A 15,048-nucleotide genomic window follows, 5' to 3' on the forward strand; every position below is an offset into this window, starting at 1 on the left:
CAGGCGCCCCGGTGGCTGCCGGTTCACTTGGCGAAGCAAGCCGCCACAAGGCCCGGCCCCATGGTCGGCAACATCAGGGCCGCAGCGAGCCCCATTTTCTTGACTTCGGATTGACTCAGCTTCGACGATTCGCACGCCGCTTTCTTGCCGTTTGCGGTACCGGCGCACTTCAGTGTTGCCTGGACCTTGCAAACAATGTTGTGAATTTCGGTGTTGCCGATCCGGATGCGCCGAAATTTCATCTCCGTTGAATTTGCGCCGGTTTTGAAACGCCCGCCCTCGGCTGAAAATTTCGTTTCCTTGCGGGTCGGTTCCGATTTCGCGTCCGCTTTCTGCCGCGCCGCCTGCCGGTCCGCATTCGACGCGTCGTGGGCTTTCTTGAGTTGCCGATAGGCGGCGCTGCCGGCCAGCTTCTTGTTGTTCTTCCCGAGATCGAATGCCGTCTTTCCCTTGTACGTCATCGTCGGATCGGCGCCGGCATCTAACAGGGCCGTGACGATGGCAGGGTTGCCGTTCCGGTAAGCCGCCAGATGCAGCGGCGTGGCGCCGGCCTTGATTTTCGCGTTTGGGTCGGCGCCGCCCTTCACCAGTGCCGCGACAACGGCCGGATTGCGGCTGAACATAGCGGCCAGATGCAAGGGCGACGCACCCTTCCCGGTATTGGCATCGGGTCTTGCGCCGCCCTTCAGGAGTTCCGCAGAAATTGCCGGGTTGCGGTTGTGCTGAGCGGCGATATGCAACGGGGTGAACCCGCCTCTTACCCCGCCGTTGGGATCGGCGCCGCCCCTCAGAAGCGCGGCAACAATCTCGGTTTGGCGGCTGTACTGGGCTGCGAGATGCAGCGGGGAAAATCCCTTCTCGGTCTTGGCATGGGGATCGGCGCCGCCTTGCAGCAGAGCTGCAACAATTGCCGGATTGCGGTCGTATCGTACCGCCAGAATGAGCGGTGTGGCGCCCTGTTTGTTCCTTGTGTCGGGATCGGCGCCGCCCTGCAGCAGCGCGACGACAACCTCCGGGGTGCGATTGTACCGGGCGCCCAGGTGCAGGGGTACGATGCCTTCCTCGTTCGCAGCGTCGGGGTCGGCGCCCGCGTCCAGCAGGGTCGCAACAACTGCTGCGCTGCGGCTGGACTGGGCGGCGAGATGGAGCGGGGTGAAACCGCCCTTGGCCCTGGTGTTGGGAGCGGCGCCGCTCTTCAGCAAAGGCGCGAGGGCCGCCGGGTTGCCGCTGAACAGGGCGGCCAGGTGCAAGGGCGTCAGGCGCCGGCGATCCCGGCCCGGTCCCGTGCCGAATTGCACAACGCACGCGCGCACCTGCTCGGCATCCGCGCGGGCCCAGAAGGACTTTGCCCGATGCAAGGGATCGGCATAGCCGGCACAGCCTGTCGCGCTACCGGCGGCCGGCGATGCGATGGCGGCGAGAGCGGCCGCCACGGGTCCGAGAACGAAAATGGATGTCAATCGTGTCGCGCTCTTCATGGCCAATACCTTCCGGCGTTCGCCCCGGAACGGGCTCGCAGGCGACCCGGTCGTTAAATCCAATTAACAATATTGTCGGATGTGGGGCAGAAGAGAATACGTTCCTTGCATTAATCCCGACTGGTCCTGCAGTTTTCAGAAGTGTGCCCGCCAACGCCTTTCCTGACGAAATATCCGGGCGGTATTGAAATGAAGCGGTTGCCAACGCCTCACCCCGACCGGAATTCAAGTCGCCGTATCGGACGTCACCGGTGCGCTCTGGCCGGGATCTCCGGGAATCGGCAACGGCGGCCGAACCGGACTGGCTGACCCATGCCGCAGCCCCCGCGCCTGCCCGATACGGACGTCATCATCGCCGGCGGCGGGCCGGCCGGGCTGATGCTGGCCATCGAGCTCGGGCGGCGCGGCGTTTCCGTGGCACTGTTCGACGACGACCGGGCGGATTCTTTCAGCCCCCAGGCCAACGCGACCCAGGCGCGCACCATGGAGCATTTCCGGCGTCTCGGCTTCGCCGGTGAGATCCGCCGGCTCGGCCTGCCGCCCGACCATCCTACCGATATCGTCTACTACACGACCTATGGGGGCTACGAACTGGCGCGCTTCCGCCTGCCGACCGCGCGCCAGGCCGCGGAACTGCCGAAACAGCTTTCCGGATCGTGGAGCGCCGCCGAGCTGCCGCACCGGGTCTCGCAGATGTATGTCGAGCGGGTGCTGCAGCGCCACGCCGCCGCCCTGCCCCCGGTCGCGCTGCACTACGAACACAAGGTCATTGCCGTGCATGACGACGGCGAACGGGCCACGGCGACGGTCGAGCATGACGGCAAGACTCTCGAGGCTTCCGCCCGCTACCTCATCGGCTGCGACGGCCCCGGCAGCCTCGTGCGCAAGCATCTCGACGTGCGCTACGAGGGCGAGGCCGGGGTGCAGCGCAACTTTGCCGGCGGCCGGATGCATGCCGTGCATCTGCGCAGCGACGCGGTCAAGCCGGCGATGACCGGGCCGCCCGGCTGGATGCACGTCAACGTCCACCACGCCCGGCGCAGCTTCACGATCGCGCTCGACGGCGTTTCCGAGTTCGTCTTCCACACCCAGCTTCTGGCAGGCGAGGACGAAGCGGCGCTCACGGACGGCGACATCCGGCGCATGTTCGCCGAGTGCATGGGCAGGGAGATCGGTTTCGACATCCTGTTCCGCGCCTCCTGGACCGCCGGCTTCGCCCTGGTCGCCGAGCGGTTCCGGGAGGGCCGGCTGTTCCTCGCCGGCGACGCCGCCCACCTGTTCACGCCGATGGGCGGCCTCGGCTACAACACGGCGGTCGAGGACGCGGTCAACCTCGGCTGGAAGCTGGCCGCCGTGATCCACGGCTGGGGCGGCGCCAGCCTGCTCGAGTCCTACGAACTGGAGCGCAAGCCGGCGGCGGTGCGCAACACCGGATATGCCCGCGCCTTCGCCGATTCCCTGGGCAATTTCGTGCCCGACCCGCGGCTGGAGGAGGCATCGCGGGAGGGCGCGCGGCTGCGCGCCGAGGCCGGCGCCTATTTCGAAGACCACGGACGGCGCGAGTTCAACATCCCCGGCATCACCTTCGGCACGCGCATCGACGGTTCGCCGGTTATCGTACCGGACGGCACGAACCCGCCGCCCGACCGGCCGAACGAATACGTCCCGACCGCCTGCCCCGGTGGCCGCCCGCCCCACGCCTGGCTGGCCGATGGCATTTCGCTCTACGACCGCTTCGGCTTCGACTTCACCCTGCTCGAATTCGGCGGCGGTCCGGCGCGCACCGCGCCGATGCTGGACGCGGCCCGCAACGCCGGCCTGCCGCTCACGCACGTCGCCCTCGACGAACCCGGCCTGCGCGACCTCTACGAAGCGGACTACGCCCTGATCCGCCCCGACCAGACGGTGGCCTGGCGGGGCGACCGCCTCGACGACGCAGCGGCCGTCGTGGATGTCGTCAGGGGCGCGGGCGGGCGATGATGCACACCGGCGGTGCAGGGGACGGCGCGAAAGGGCGGGACCGCGTGCTGCTTGGCGCGGCCCTGGTCGCGGCGGCGGGGCTTATGTTCGCGCTCGCCGGCATGGCGATCAAGATGGCCGGGGCGCATCTTTCCAGTGTCGAGGTGCTGTTCTGGCGCAACGTGCTGAGCCTGGCGATCCTGGTACCGTGGATTCTCTGGTACTGGCCCCGGTCGCTGCGCCCGGAACATGGCGGGCTGATGGCGCTGCGCGGGGTCGCGGTGGTGGCCTCGCTGCTCTGCTACTACTACGCGGTCAAGGCGCTGCCGCTCGCCGAGGCGGTGCTGCTGAATTTCAGCTCGCCGATCTTCGTCCCGCTGCTCGGCTTCCTGCTGTTCCGCTTCGCCCTCGACCGCAATGTGCTGCTCGCCGTCGCGGTCGGTTTCGTCGGCGTCGCCCTGATCCTCAAGCCGGGCACGGATTTCTTCCGGCCCGACGCGCTGATCGGCGTCGCCTCCGGCGCCCTCGGCGGGCTGGCGGCGGTCGCCGTCTGGCGCATGCCGGCTGAGGAGAGCCCGGTGCGCATCGCGGTCTACTTCGCGCTGATCGGCATCGCGATCACCGCGGGGCCGGCGCTCGTTACCAACCCTTCCCTGCTGCCGCCGGCCGAAGCCTGGCCGCCGCTCGTCATGCTCGGCCTGTTCTCGACTGCCGCCCACATCCTGTTCGCCCGGGGCTGCCTGGTTGCCCCGGCCGACCGGGTGAGCCCGCTCGACTACACCTCGGTCTTCTTCGCCGCCGCCCTCGGCTGGCTGATCTGGGGCGAGGGCGTGGACTGGTTCACGGCGGCCGGAACCGCGCTCGTCGTCGCCGGCGGCGTCATCGCCATCCGCAAGGGGCGGGGGAGTGGCAAGGCGTAGGGTGAAAGGGCATTCCTGCCCGCTTGCGCGGCATCCGGTGTCGGGTAATATCCGGCCCGCTTCCGCTGTCGCCGCTTTCCTCGCCGGCGGTACGCTCCCGGCTTCCGCAACCCGACAGGCCCGTGCCCGATGGCAGACACCGACGCCCCCGAGATTATCGAGGTGAGCGAGCGCAGCGTGTCCTGCGACGGCGGCGGCGGGGCGCTCGGCCATCCGAAAGTCTATCTCAACATGGGCGACGGCGATTTCGTCGAGTGTCCCTATTGCGACCGCCGCTTCGTGCTGGCGCCCGGCGCCGGCTAGCCCGGCCTGCTTCACGTCCCTCCGCGCCGCATCGCTTCCCCGCGCGTCACCCTTCCGACGCACGACAGAACACCGAACAGGACCCCAAACAGGAACTTCCCATGAAACTCGCATCCTTCATCCTGAACGACACGCCGACCTGGGGCGCCGTGGACGGCGACTCGGTGATCGACCTGGGCGGCCTCGCCCCGACCCTCAAGGCGGCGCTGGCCGGCGGCCTGCTGGGCGCGGCGGCCCAACGGGCGGCCGGGCAGGCGCCCTCGGCGGCGCTGGCGGATGTCGATCTGCTGCCGGTCATTCCCGACCCGGACAAGGTCATCTGTGTCGGCCTCAACTACAAATCCCACATCGAGGAAACCGGCCGCTCCGACAGCGACTATCCCGTGCTGTTCACCCGCTGGGCCAACACCCAGGTCGGCCACGGCGCGCCGATGATCCGGCCGGTCAACTCGACCAAATTCGACTATGAGGGCGAGCTGGCCGTCGTCATCGGTTCGGCGGCGCGCCATGTCAGCGAGGCTGACGCGCTCGGCCATGTCGCCGGCTACAGCTGCTACAACGACGGCTCGATCCGCGACTGGCAGCGCCACACCCACCAGTTCACGCCGGGCAAGAATTTCGAAGGCACCGGCGGCTTCGGGCCGTGGCTGGTGACGGCGGACGAGATTCCCGATCCCTCGGCCCTGCATCTCCGGACCCGGGTGAACGGCCAGGAAGTGCAGAACTCCACGACCGACCTGCTGATCTTCACCGTGCCGGTGCTGATCGAATACATTTCCGGCTTCACGACCCTCGAACCGGGCGACGTCATCGTCACCGGCACGCCCGGCGGCGTCGGCTTCAAGCGCAATCCGCCGCTGTTCATGAAGGACGGCGACACGGTCGAGGTCGATATCTCCGGCATCGGCGTGCTTTCGAACCCGGTTCGGGACGAATAGACCGCCGGCCCGGACCGGCGATCCCGGTCCGCCGGAAAACGAGCCGCCATGCCGGCGCCGCAGACCGAGAGCGCCGGGATGCGCACCCGCTGGACGGTTGTCCTGCTCGGCGTGTTCGCCGGCATCATGGTGGCGTTCCAGATCGGCAAGCTGCCGGCGGCGATTCCGACGCTGCAGCGGGAGCTCGGTCTCGATCTGGTCGAAGCGGGCTGGGTGCTGGCCGTATTCCACGCTCTGGCCGCGGCCATCGGCGCGATTGCCGGTGTTCATGCCGACCGCTGGGGCATCCGCCGAGTCGCCTTCGCAGGGCTTCTGGCGACCGGGCTCGGCGCGGCCGTCGGCGGGCTTTCGGACGGTCTGACCCTGCTGTTGCTCTCGCGCATGGTCGAGGGCGTGGGGTCGATAACCGTCCTGGTCTCAGCGCCGGCGCTGATGCTGCGGGCGAGCCGGCCGGCCGACCAGGGTCTCGCCATGGGCATGTGGGGCTCCTTCATGCCCACCGGGATGGCGGTCATGACCCTGCTGACTCCGCTCCTGCTCGCGCTTGCCGGCTGGCGCGGCCTCTGGTTCGTCAACGCCGGCCTGGTGTGGTTGTTCGCCGGCCTGTTCTGGGCTGCCACCCGGGGGGCGCCGGATCCGGCGGGACGGGGCGGCGCCGGGCCGGGGCCATGGCGCGAACTGGCCGTTGTGTTGCGCCGCGCCGCGCCGTGGTTGCTCACGCTGGTCATGGGCCTCTATGCCGCGACCTATCTGCCGATCCTCGGCTTCCTGCCCAAATACCTCATCGAGCATCACGGCTATTCGCAGGCCGCCGCGGCGGCCTGGGTGGCGCTGGCGATCTGGGCCAACGCGGCCGGAAACCTGACCGGCGGCTGGCTCGGGCATCGCGGGGCGCCGCGCTGGCTGTTGATGATCGTGGCGCTGACGACCATGGGCGTTGCCGGCTGGCTGACCTACCAGCCCGGCTTCAGCGGCGAGGCGCGCCTGGTCTTCGCGTTCGTCTTCTCCGGCGTCGGCGGCCTGCTGCCGTCGTCGATCTTCGGCAGCGTGACCCGCCACGCGCCGGACAGAAACCGGGTCGCGGGCATCAACGGGCTGATCCAGCAAAGCACCAACGTCGGCCAACTCGCCGCGCCGCCGCTGTTCGCCATGCTGGTCGCTGCCGGCGGCTGGCCGCAGGGTCCGTGGCTGATCGTGGGGCTGGCGGCCGCCGCCATCGGTTTCGCCCTGCTGCTGCGCCGGCTGGAGCGGCGGGGCTGAGGGGCGGTTGCTCGCACGGATATCTTGAGACTTTAGCCGGCCTTCCGACCGGCGAAAGGGGTCATGTCACCAAAAGCGTGCGACGCCGTAACGGTCGAACATCGTATCGACCGATACCACCGGCAGGTCGTATGTCAGCGCTTGGGCGATGAGCATTCGATCAAACGGATCTCGGTGCGGACCTGGCAGACCACCGGCGCGTTCGGCGTCGGCGACGCTGATTGCCAGTTCCTGAAAGCCCTGGCGTGCGATATGGCCCGCGATATCGCCCGCAAGATCCATTGCGTCGGGGAGCTTGTCGATCCGGGCTTTTGTCGCGATTTCCCAGGCCGACGCCGCACTGACCGTGAACTCGTTCGCGTCGTCCGCGATTGCGCGCCGCGCCGGCTCCGAAAGGCGCTCGCTGGCCGCAAGCCACCAGAGAAAAGCATGCGTGTCCAGCAGTGCGTGCACTGTTATCGGCCTTCCCACGCCGCCAGTTCCTCTTCCGGCAGCGGATCGAAGAAGCTCTCGGGAATCGCGATTTTGCCCTTGAGGATGTCCGGCTGCCGCCTGCCCGGCTGTTGGCAAGCGACGAGACGCGCCACGGGTTCGCCCCGGCGGGCGATCACGATTTCTTCGCCCGCCTCAGCCCGCGCCAGCAGGCGGGACAGGTGGGTTTTGGCCTCGTGAACGTTGACGACCGACATCGCTTTTCTCCCCGAATTGAATCGTGATGACTAACAATATAGCTAGGTTGCCAACGGGCGCAACGCGCTTTCATTGCGGCTGACGACGTAGACGGCGAATTCGGCCCGGATCGCTTGCCGCGTTTGCGCCGCAGTCGCCGATTCCGTCGGGGCTAACTCGCCGCCAGGGTCGGGTGTTCCTCTTCCAGGCCTTCCGGGTCCTGGTGGATGATGACCTCGGCGCTCGGAAAGGCCTCCATGATGGCGGCTTCGACCTCGTCGGCGACAGTGTGGGCGCGCATCAGCGACATGTCCGGGTCCATCTCCAGGTGAAACTGGATGAAGGTGTCGCCGCCCGAACGGCGCGAACGCAGGTCGTGCAGCGAACGCGCTTCCGGGTGGCTCAGCGCGATCCGGCGGATCTCTTCTCGCTCCGCGTCCGGCAATTCGCGGTCGAGCAGCATGTCGAGCGACGCCATGCCGACCTTGCGTGCGTTCCACAGCAGCCACAGCACGATGCCGACGGCGAACAGCGGATCGAGCCAGGTCCAGCCCCACATCGCGTGGGCGCCGAGCGCGACGATGACGCTGCCGTTGAGCGCCAGGTCGCCGGCGTAGTGCAGCGAATCGCCCTCGATCGCGACGGAGCCGGTGCGTCGCACGACGTGGCGCTGGAAGGCGACCAGCGCCAGGGTCAGCACGACGGAAAACACCATCGCCGCGATGCCGACGGCTTCGTCATGGACCGGCCGGGGATCGAAGAAGCGGCGCACCGCTTCGATCAACAGCAGGGCGCCGGAGCCGCAGATGAAGGCGGCCTGGCCGAGGCCGGCGAGCGCCTCCGCCTTGCCGTGGCCGAAGCGATGCTCGCGGTCGGCCGGCTCGACCGCGTAACGCACCGCAAGGAGGGTCACGATGGAGGCAGCGGCGTCGAGCAGGGAATCGACCAGCGCGGAAAGGACGGCGACCGAATCCGTCATCAGCCAGGCGGTGAGCTTGGCCGCGATCAGCAGGGTCGCGACGGCGACCGATGCGATGGTCGCCAGCTTCTTGAGGCGGATCCGGGCGGCGGCTTCGGCAGCGCGGGCGTCGGCGGGTTCGGTCATGGCCGGCAGAACATAGGCCCGCCGCCGACCCGCCTCAACAACAGCCGGCTCCGCCGGGGCGGGCCGCGCCGGCGCCGCGCGCCCGGCCCGGCGCAGGCTCCGGGCGCTTCCGGGCAAAGAAAAGCCCGGTCGGCGCCGGACCGGGCTTGGGAGGAGAGGGAAGGAAGCGGAAAGCGGGCCGAAGCCCGCAAGGGTCAGGACGCGGCCGGCTTGCCGTTCGGGCCGTCGCCGTTGCCGTTGCCGTTCGACCCGCCACCGGCAAAGCCGCCGCCGTTGCGTTCGGCCATGAACTGGTCGAACTCGGCCTGGTCCTTGGCGCGCCTCAGACGGTCCATGAACATGGCGAACTCGCGGCGTTCCTCGTCCAGCCGGCGCAGGGTTTCCTCGCGATACTCGTCGAAGGCGGCGTTGCCCGTGGACGGGCCCCGGCGCATCCTGCTCTTCATGCTCACCCAGTCGCAGGAATCGGCGCAGCTGCCGAGCCGGCCGGTGAACAGCAGGAAACCCAGAATCGCGAGGCCGATCGGCCAGAACACGATGAATCCCAGGACCATGATCGCAATCCATGCCGGTTTCGGCAGGCTGGGTCCGGTCCACTCGCGGCTGTGGCGGGCGGGATTTTCCCGGGCCATCGATGCTGCGGTCATTGAAGTCCTCCTCGGTTGGTTTTGCCGTCAATGTAAAACGACTTTACATAGATGGGGATCGAACGCGCGGTTACAAGAAGTCCGTCGAAAAAATCCTGCGGGCGGTTTTCCGACGCCGCGTTACGCCGTGACGCCCAGGCCTTTCAGGTAAATCTCGACGCCCAGATCGAGCATCCGGTGGCGCGACAGGGCCGGCGCGCCGCCGCTCCGGCCGAGCGTCGCCGCGCCGTGGGCGAGCGACCAGATATGGAAGAACACCGCTTCCGGCGGCACGGACTGGCCGGCCGGACCGTCGCCCTTCAGCCCCTCCGTCACCGTGGAAAGAGTACGGTAGGCGCGGTCGGCCGCGTCATGAAAGGCCGGGTCGCCGTCGGGCGGCAGTTCGGCCTCGAACATGGCGGCGTAATAGGCCCGTTCGGTCAGGGCGAAATCGAGATAGGCGTGGCCCAGGCGCCGGAACGCGGTCAGCCGGTCCGGATCGCCGCCGGCCCAGGCCGTTTCCAGACTGTCGGAGAATTTGGCGTAGCCGCGCCGCGCCACCTCGGCCAGCAGCGCTTCCCGGTCCCTGAAATGCCGGTAGGGCGCGGCCGGGCTGACGCCGGCCAGGCGCGCGGCCTCGATCAGCGAAAAGCCGTGCGGTCCCTTCTCCAGGATCAGCACGCGCGCCGCAGAGACCAGCGCTTCCTTCAGGTTGCCGTGGTGGTAGCCGCTCTTGCGCAGGCCGCCGGCCCGGCTCTTTTGTCTGGAGTCTGCCATGTTAATATATTTAACATAACCGTTGCGCTTGCCAAGGCCCGCTACCGGAAAATTCCGGGAGCAACCGGGACCGGCCGGCCCCGCGTCCCGCCGGCCTTGCCGCTTCTCCGCCGGGCCGGCTATCGTCCGGCGGTCGTTCGACGGCGGAGCATGGCGTGATGGCAAATCCCGGGACAGGCGGCCGGAACCTCGATCTGGAGCGCGCGGTTGACGCGGTGACGGCGCGCTACGAGACCGCCAATCCCGCCAGCCGGGCGCACTACGAACGCGCGCGAAAGAGCCTGCCGGGCGGCAACACGCGCACCGGCATGTTCTATGCGCCCTTCCCGCTCGCGATCGAGACCGCGGCCGGCGCAACGCTGACCGATGTCGACGGCCATACCTATACCGATTTCGTCGGAGACTTCTCCGCCGGCCTCTACGGCCACTCGCATCCGGCGATCCGCGCGGCGGTGATGGAGGCGCTGGACCGCGGGATGGCCTACGGCTCGACGAGCCCCTACGAAGCGCGGCTTGCCGAATTGCTGTGTGCGCGATTTCCGTCCATCGAGCGGATACGCTTCACCACCTCCGGCACCGAGGCCAACCTGATGGCGCTGGTCACCGCCCGCGCGGTGACCGGCAGGGATTCGATCATGGTGTTCGAGGGCGGCTACCATGGCGGCACCGTCTACTTCGGCCGGGAGGCGGCGCCGATCGTCGTGCCCTTCCCCTTCCTGATCGCGCCCTACAACGATCCGGAAGAGGCGCAGCGCCTGATCCGGAAGAATGCGCACCGCCTCGCCGCGGTCCTGGTTGAGCCGTTTCAGGGCGCGTCCGGCGCAATTCCGGCATCGGCCGATTTTCTCGGGGCGTTGCGCGACGCGTGCAGCGCCAGCAACGTCCTGCTGATATTCGACGAGGTGATGACCTCGCGGCTCGCGCCGGGCGGACGCCAGGGGCAGCTCGGCATCGTTCCGGACATGACCACGCTCGGGAAGTTCATCGGCGGCGGCTTCTCCTGCGGCGCGTTCGGCGGTCCCGCGGAGATCATGAAGGTCTACGACCCCGCCCGGCCGGATTCCTTCGTTCACCACGGCACCTTCAACAACAACGTGTTCATGCTGGCCGCCGGCGCCGCGGGCCTGGAGAATGTCTTTACCCGGCCGGTGCAGGCCGCGCTCAACGACGCCGGCGATGCCTTGCGCGCCTCGCTGAACGACCTTGCCGCCCGGCACGGCGTGGCGTTCCAGGCTACCGGACTGGGCTCGCTCATGCACCTGCACCTGCAGCGTGCGCCGATCCGCTCCATCCGCGATATCGCGCCGAGGGACCCGCGCCTGCGCCAGCTCCTGCATCTGGACCTGATCGACAAGGGCTTCTTCACGACCCGGCGCGGCTACATCACCCTCTCGCTCGCTATCGCCGGGCCCGACCGTACCGGACTGATTGAGGCCGTCGACGGATTCCTGACCCGCCACGGCCATCTGCTGGACATCGCGCCGCCAGAGTGACCGGACCCTGCCAGGCCGGCGGCCACGCGTTTCGGTGGAACGGTATGTTAAAGAGATTAACATTGGTGCCAGACATGCCAGGACCGGGCCGGGGCCGGGCGCGCAAATGCCTAGTATCCGTAGGCCTTGGCGAACAGTTCGATCGGGTGGGGCGCGCGGTCCGGCACTTCGGCGCCGTCGATCCGTTCCATGCCCTGCAGGATATGGGCGCCGGCGAGCGGGCATTCGGAAGCGATATACGGGTTTCCGGCCTTGGCGGCGTCGCGCATGACCGGTTTGCCGACCTTCATCCCCGTTTCGAAATTGTCCTTCATCACGCCCCACGAGCCGCCGTGGCCCGAACAGCGGGCCAGGATCTTCGGCTTGGTTTCGGGAATCAGGCGCAGCAGTTCGGCGGCCTTGACGCCCATATTCTGCGCCCGGGCGTGGCACGCGACGTGCAGGGTCACGCCGCCGTCCAGGGGCTCCAGGCCTTCGGCCAGCCCCTCCGTCTTCGCGATGTCGACGACATACTGCGCCGCGTCGAAGCAGTTCTCGGAGAGCAACCGGACATCCTCATTGTCCGGCAGCATCAGGGGCCATTCGAATTTCAGCATCAGGGCGCAGGAGGAGACCGTCGCCACGATGGCGTAGCCCCGGTCGATCCACGGCCGGAACGCGGCGGCCGTCCGCGCGGCGCCGGCGGCGACGGCCTTGAGGTCGCCCTGCTCGATCTGGGGCATGCCGCAGCAGCCGGGATAGACGACCTCCGTCTCGACGCCGTTGCGCGCCAGCACCTTGAGCAGGGCGATGCCGATCTCCGGGTTGTTGCCGTTGCCGTAGCAGGTCGCGTAGATCGCCGCCTTGCGGCCGTACGCCGGCGCATCCCGGTTGATCTCCAGCGTCTCGGCGGCGGCGCGCTGCTCCAGGGTCCGGGGCGCGAATGCCGGCAGGGCAGCGTCCCGATGCACGCCGGCGACCGCCTCGAGGGCCGGCCGCGTCAGCCGGTTGCCGCGTCGCGTCGCCCAATTGGCGAGGCCGGATGCGGCGCGGCCGAGCCGGTTGTTGCGGTCGGTCCGGGTGAGTTGGCGCTCCCGGAAGCCGCGCTTGCCGCCGCGATGTTCGACTGCCCGGTAACGCAGCATGAGATGGGGAAAATCGACGTCGAACTCGTGCGGCGGCACATAGGGGCACTTCGTCATGAAGCACATGTCGCAGAGCGTGCAGCCGTCGGCGACCTTCCGGAAGTCCGCGCTGTCGACGCCTTCAAGCTCGGCATCGCCGGCCGCGTCGATCAGGTCGAACAGGGTCGGAAAGGAATCGCACAGGTTGAAGCAGAGCCGGCAGCCGTGACAGACGTCAAAGACCCGGCGCAACTCGGCGTCGAGGGCCGCTTCGTCATACCACGCCTCGTCCTGCCACGGGATGGTGTGGCGGACAGGGGCTTCCAGGCTGCCTTCGGTCATGGCTCCTGTTTCGGACGTCGGGATTTGGCGGGAAGCGCGCAAGGCGCGGGCCGGAGCGGGGACCGGGCGGCTGACCGCCCGACCCCGCCTGCCCGGCCCGGACAGGGCGTCAGGCGATCTCGTCGAGCGCCTTCTGGAAGCGGCCGGCGTGGCTTCTTTCGGCCTTCGCCAGGGTCTCGAACCAGTCGGCGATCTCGTCGAAGCCCTCGTCGCGGGCGGTGCGGGCCATGCCTGGATACATGTCGGTATATTCGTGGGTCTCGCCGGCGATGGCGGCCTTCAGGTTGTTCTCGGTGTCGCCGATCGGCTCGCCGGTCGCCGGATCGCCGGTCTCTTCGAGGTACGCCAGATGGCCGTGGGCGTGGCCGGTCTCGCCCTCGGCAGTCGAGCGGAACACGGCGGCGACGTCGTTGTAGCCTTCGACATCGGCCTTCTGGGCGAAATACAGGTACCGGCGGTTGGCCTGGCTCTCGCCGGCGAACGCGTCCTTGAGATTCTGTTCGGTTTTGCTGTCTTTCAGGGACATGAATGGCTCTCCTCTCTGGGCCGGTGCATTACCGGGGAAGCGTTCCCCGGAAGTTTTAGACTACTGGACAGGGCGCATTCTGCGCCGCCGGGGCCTGTCTAGTCCGGGGCGGGCGCCGAGTCAACAGTTTAGATTTGTTCTAATCTGCCTGGCGACCGGACACCGTCCCCGAACGGACAGGCCGCGCCGGATCTAACCGGCATCGCGCAGGCGCACGATCACTTCGACGCGCGCAACCTCCGTGCCGGCCGGCGCCCGGGGGACGCCTTCAACGGCCAGCCCCTCGGCCTCGAAATCGGTCAGCGCGCCGGTCGCCTCGTGGAAGAAATGGTGATGGTCTTCCAGGTTGGTATCGAACCAGGAGCGGCCGGAATCGACCACGACCTCGCGCAGCAGGCCGGCTTTGCGGAACTGGTTGAGCGTGTTGTAGATGGTCGCCAGCGAGACCGGGATCTCCTCGCGCCGCGCCTCGGCATGGAGCTGCTCGGCGGTGACGTGGCGGTTGCCGCCCTCGAACAGCAGGCGCGCCAGCGCCAGCCGCTGCCGCGTCGGCCGCAGCCCGGCATTGCGCAGGCGTTCCAGCATCGGAGCGAACGGGCGGTCTTTCATAACGCCTATGATATGGTATCGCGTAGTTTAGAATCAATCTTGAATTTGCCCGGCGCCGGCAAGACGCGAAAGGCAGCCCGTCCCGATTCGGCGCAAGCGAAAACCGCAACAGAGCGCTCCGCAGGTCGCTTGAAATGCCGCCGCCATTCCTTACTTTTCAAAATTGTAAGGAATACCAAGAAAGTAAGGAATTTTGAAAGAGTAAGGAATATGGAACGGTTGCTTACCGCCAAGGTCACTTCCAAAGGCCAGATCACCATCCCCAAACATGTGCGCGAGTCGCTCAAGCTCCAGCCGGGCGACAAGGTGCGTTTCGAGATCGGGGAGGAGGGCTGCGCGCAGATGCGGGCGATGAACCGGTCGATCGACGACATCGTCGGCATGCTTAAGCCCTACTATGACGGACCGGCCATCAGCGTGGAGGAGATGAACGAGGCCATCGCGGGAGCGGCGGTCGAGCGCGCCGAACGGGCGCTGGGGCCGCTGCCGGGACGTGACGCGGCGGGCGATGACTAAGGGCCTGGATACGAATGTGCTGCTCCGTCTGGTCGTCGCGGACGAGCCGGAGCAGACCCGCGCCGCAGAAACGGCCGTCCGCCGGGCGGCAGATACCGGAACGCCCCTGATGCTGAACCTCGTCGTGCTGTGCGAGTTCGCCTGGGTCCTGCGCCGGTCGTACGGTTATTCGAGGGCGGAAATTGCCGACTGCATCGAGACGATCGGGAACAGTCCGGCCGTTATTTTCCAGGATCCGGTCCTCGTCGCCGAGGCGACGCAATGGCTCCGGATGGGCGGCGACTTTGCCGACGCAATCGTCACCGGGCTCAACCGCAGTCTGGGCGCGGATACCACGCTGACCTTCGAAAGAACCGCACTGAAACTGGATGGTTTCGAAGCTGTAGCGTGACCGACCGCTTCGAATCCTTGCCCGGTGTCCTGC

Annotated in this window: 17 protein-coding genes; 8 read left to right on the forward strand and 9 right to left on the reverse strand. The window is 67.8% G+C overall.

Annotated features, from left to right (window positions below; all coding sequences use genetic code 11):
* Positions 1–23: 23 nt before the first annotated feature.
* A complete protein-coding gene (locus OXM58_09160) occupies positions 24–1,478 on the reverse strand; it encodes an ankyrin repeat domain-containing protein (protein MDE0148530.1) in 1,455 nt (484 codons plus the stop codon).
* 312 nt (positions 1,479–1,790) lie between these two features.
* Between OXM58_09160 and OXM58_09165 the strand changes: the two genes are divergently transcribed.
* The 5 genes from OXM58_09165 to OXM58_09185 all read left to right on the forward strand — a co-directional run bounded on the left by OXM58_09165 (position 1,791) and on the right by OXM58_09185 (position 6,858).
* Complete coding sequence (locus OXM58_09165) at positions 1,791–3,458, forward strand: FAD-dependent oxidoreductase (GenBank protein ID MDE0148531.1); 1,668 nt, start codon at positions 1,791–1,793, stop codon at positions 3,456–3,458.
* A complete protein-coding gene (locus OXM58_09170) occupies positions 3,455–4,357 on the forward strand; it encodes a DMT family transporter (GenBank protein MDE0148532.1) in 903 nt (300 codons plus the stop codon). The genes OXM58_09165 and OXM58_09170 overlap by 4 nt, the downstream gene beginning before the upstream one ends.
* 129 nt (positions 4,358–4,486) lie before the next feature.
* Positions 4,487–4,660 (forward strand): zinc-finger domain-containing protein, encoded by a 174-nt coding sequence (locus tag OXM58_09175; GenBank protein ID MDE0148533.1) that lies wholly within the window; start codon positions 4,487–4,489, stop codon positions 4,658–4,660.
* A gap of 101 nt (positions 4,661–4,761) precedes the next feature.
* Complete coding sequence (locus OXM58_09180) at positions 4,762–5,598, forward strand: fumarylacetoacetate hydrolase family protein (GenBank protein ID MDE0148534.1); 837 nt, start codon at positions 4,762–4,764, stop codon at positions 5,596–5,598.
* 48 nt (positions 5,599–5,646) lie between these two features.
* Positions 5,647–6,858, forward strand: a complete 1,212-nt coding sequence (locus OXM58_09185; GenBank protein ID MDE0148535.1) for an MFS transporter — start codon at positions 5,647–5,649, stop codon at positions 6,856–6,858.
* A gap of 66 nt (positions 6,859–6,924) precedes the next feature.
* Here the strand turns inward: OXM58_09185 and OXM58_09190 are convergent, their stop codons facing one another.
* From OXM58_09190 to OXM58_09210, 5 genes are all read right to left on the reverse strand, one after another.
* Positions 6,925–7,311, reverse strand: coding sequence for a type II toxin-antitoxin system VapC family toxin (locus OXM58_09190; protein ID MDE0148536.1), 387 nt, complete (start codon positions 7,309–7,311; stop codon positions 6,925–6,927).
* Positions 7,312–7,313: 2 nt separating this feature from the next.
* A complete protein-coding gene (locus OXM58_09195; GenBank protein ID MDE0148537.1) occupies positions 7,314–7,547 on the reverse strand; it encodes a type II toxin-antitoxin system prevent-host-death family antitoxin in 234 nt (77 codons plus the stop codon).
* 152 nt (positions 7,548–7,699) lie between these two features.
* Positions 7,700–8,632: a cation diffusion facilitator family transporter gene (locus OXM58_09200; protein ID MDE0148538.1), complete on the reverse strand. Its 933-nt coding sequence runs from the start codon at positions 8,630–8,632 to the stop codon at positions 7,700–7,702.
* Positions 8,633–8,826: 194 nt separating this feature from the next.
* Entirely contained in the window at positions 8,827–9,279 is a 453-nt protein-coding gene (locus tag OXM58_09205) for a DUF2852 domain-containing protein (protein MDE0148539.1), read from the reverse strand.
* A 120-nt stretch (positions 9,280–9,399) separates the two neighbouring features.
* Positions 9,400–10,035: a TetR/AcrR family transcriptional regulator gene (locus OXM58_09210; protein MDE0148540.1), complete on the reverse strand. Its 636-nt coding sequence runs from the start codon at positions 10,033–10,035 to the stop codon at positions 9,400–9,402.
* Between the two features lie 158 nt (positions 10,036–10,193).
* On the opposite strand from OXM58_09210, the gene OXM58_09215 reads away from it, so the two are divergent.
* The gene (locus OXM58_09215) at positions 10,194–11,528 is read left to right on the forward strand and encodes an aminotransferase class III-fold pyridoxal phosphate-dependent enzyme (GenBank protein MDE0148541.1); all 1,335 of its coding nucleotides are present in this window, start codon (positions 10,194–10,196) and stop codon (positions 11,526–11,528) included.
* A gap of 110 nt (positions 11,529–11,638) precedes the next feature.
* Here the strand turns inward: OXM58_09215 and OXM58_09220 are convergent, their stop codons facing one another.
* The 3 genes from OXM58_09220 to OXM58_09230 all read right to left on the reverse strand — a co-directional run bounded on the left by OXM58_09220 (position 11,639) and on the right by OXM58_09230 (position 14,108).
* Complete coding sequence (locus OXM58_09220; protein MDE0148542.1) at positions 11,639–12,973, reverse strand: heterodisulfide reductase-related iron-sulfur binding cluster; 1,335 nt, start codon at positions 12,971–12,973, stop codon at positions 11,639–11,641.
* A 109-nt stretch (positions 12,974–13,082) separates the two neighbouring features.
* Positions 13,083–13,499: a rubrerythrin family protein gene (locus OXM58_09225; protein MDE0148543.1), complete on the reverse strand. Its 417-nt coding sequence runs from the start codon at positions 13,497–13,499 to the stop codon at positions 13,083–13,085.
* A gap of 192 nt (positions 13,500–13,691) precedes the next feature.
* Positions 13,692–14,108, reverse strand: coding sequence for a Fur family transcriptional regulator (locus tag OXM58_09230; protein ID MDE0148544.1), 417 nt, complete (start codon positions 14,106–14,108; stop codon positions 13,692–13,694).
* A 210-nt stretch (positions 14,109–14,318) separates the two neighbouring features.
* Between OXM58_09230 and OXM58_09235 the strand changes: the two genes are divergently transcribed.
* The gene (locus tag OXM58_09235) at positions 14,319–14,624 is read left to right on the forward strand and encodes an AbrB/MazE/SpoVT family DNA-binding domain-containing protein (GenBank protein MDE0148545.1); all 306 of its coding nucleotides are present in this window, start codon (positions 14,319–14,321) and stop codon (positions 14,622–14,624) included.
* Positions 14,617–15,015 carry a type II toxin-antitoxin system VapC family toxin gene (locus tag OXM58_09240; GenBank protein MDE0148546.1) on the forward strand — a complete coding sequence of 133 codons (399 nt, stop codon included), beginning with the start codon at positions 14,617–14,619 and terminating at the stop codon, positions 15,013–15,015. The genes OXM58_09235 and OXM58_09240 overlap by 8 nt, the downstream gene beginning before the upstream one ends.
* Positions 15,016–15,048 lie beyond the last annotated feature (33 nt).

It is taken from the genome of Rhodospirillaceae bacterium, assembly GCA_028819475.1.
GTDB lineage: Bacteria > Pseudomonadota > Alphaproteobacteria > Bin65 > Bin65 > Bin65.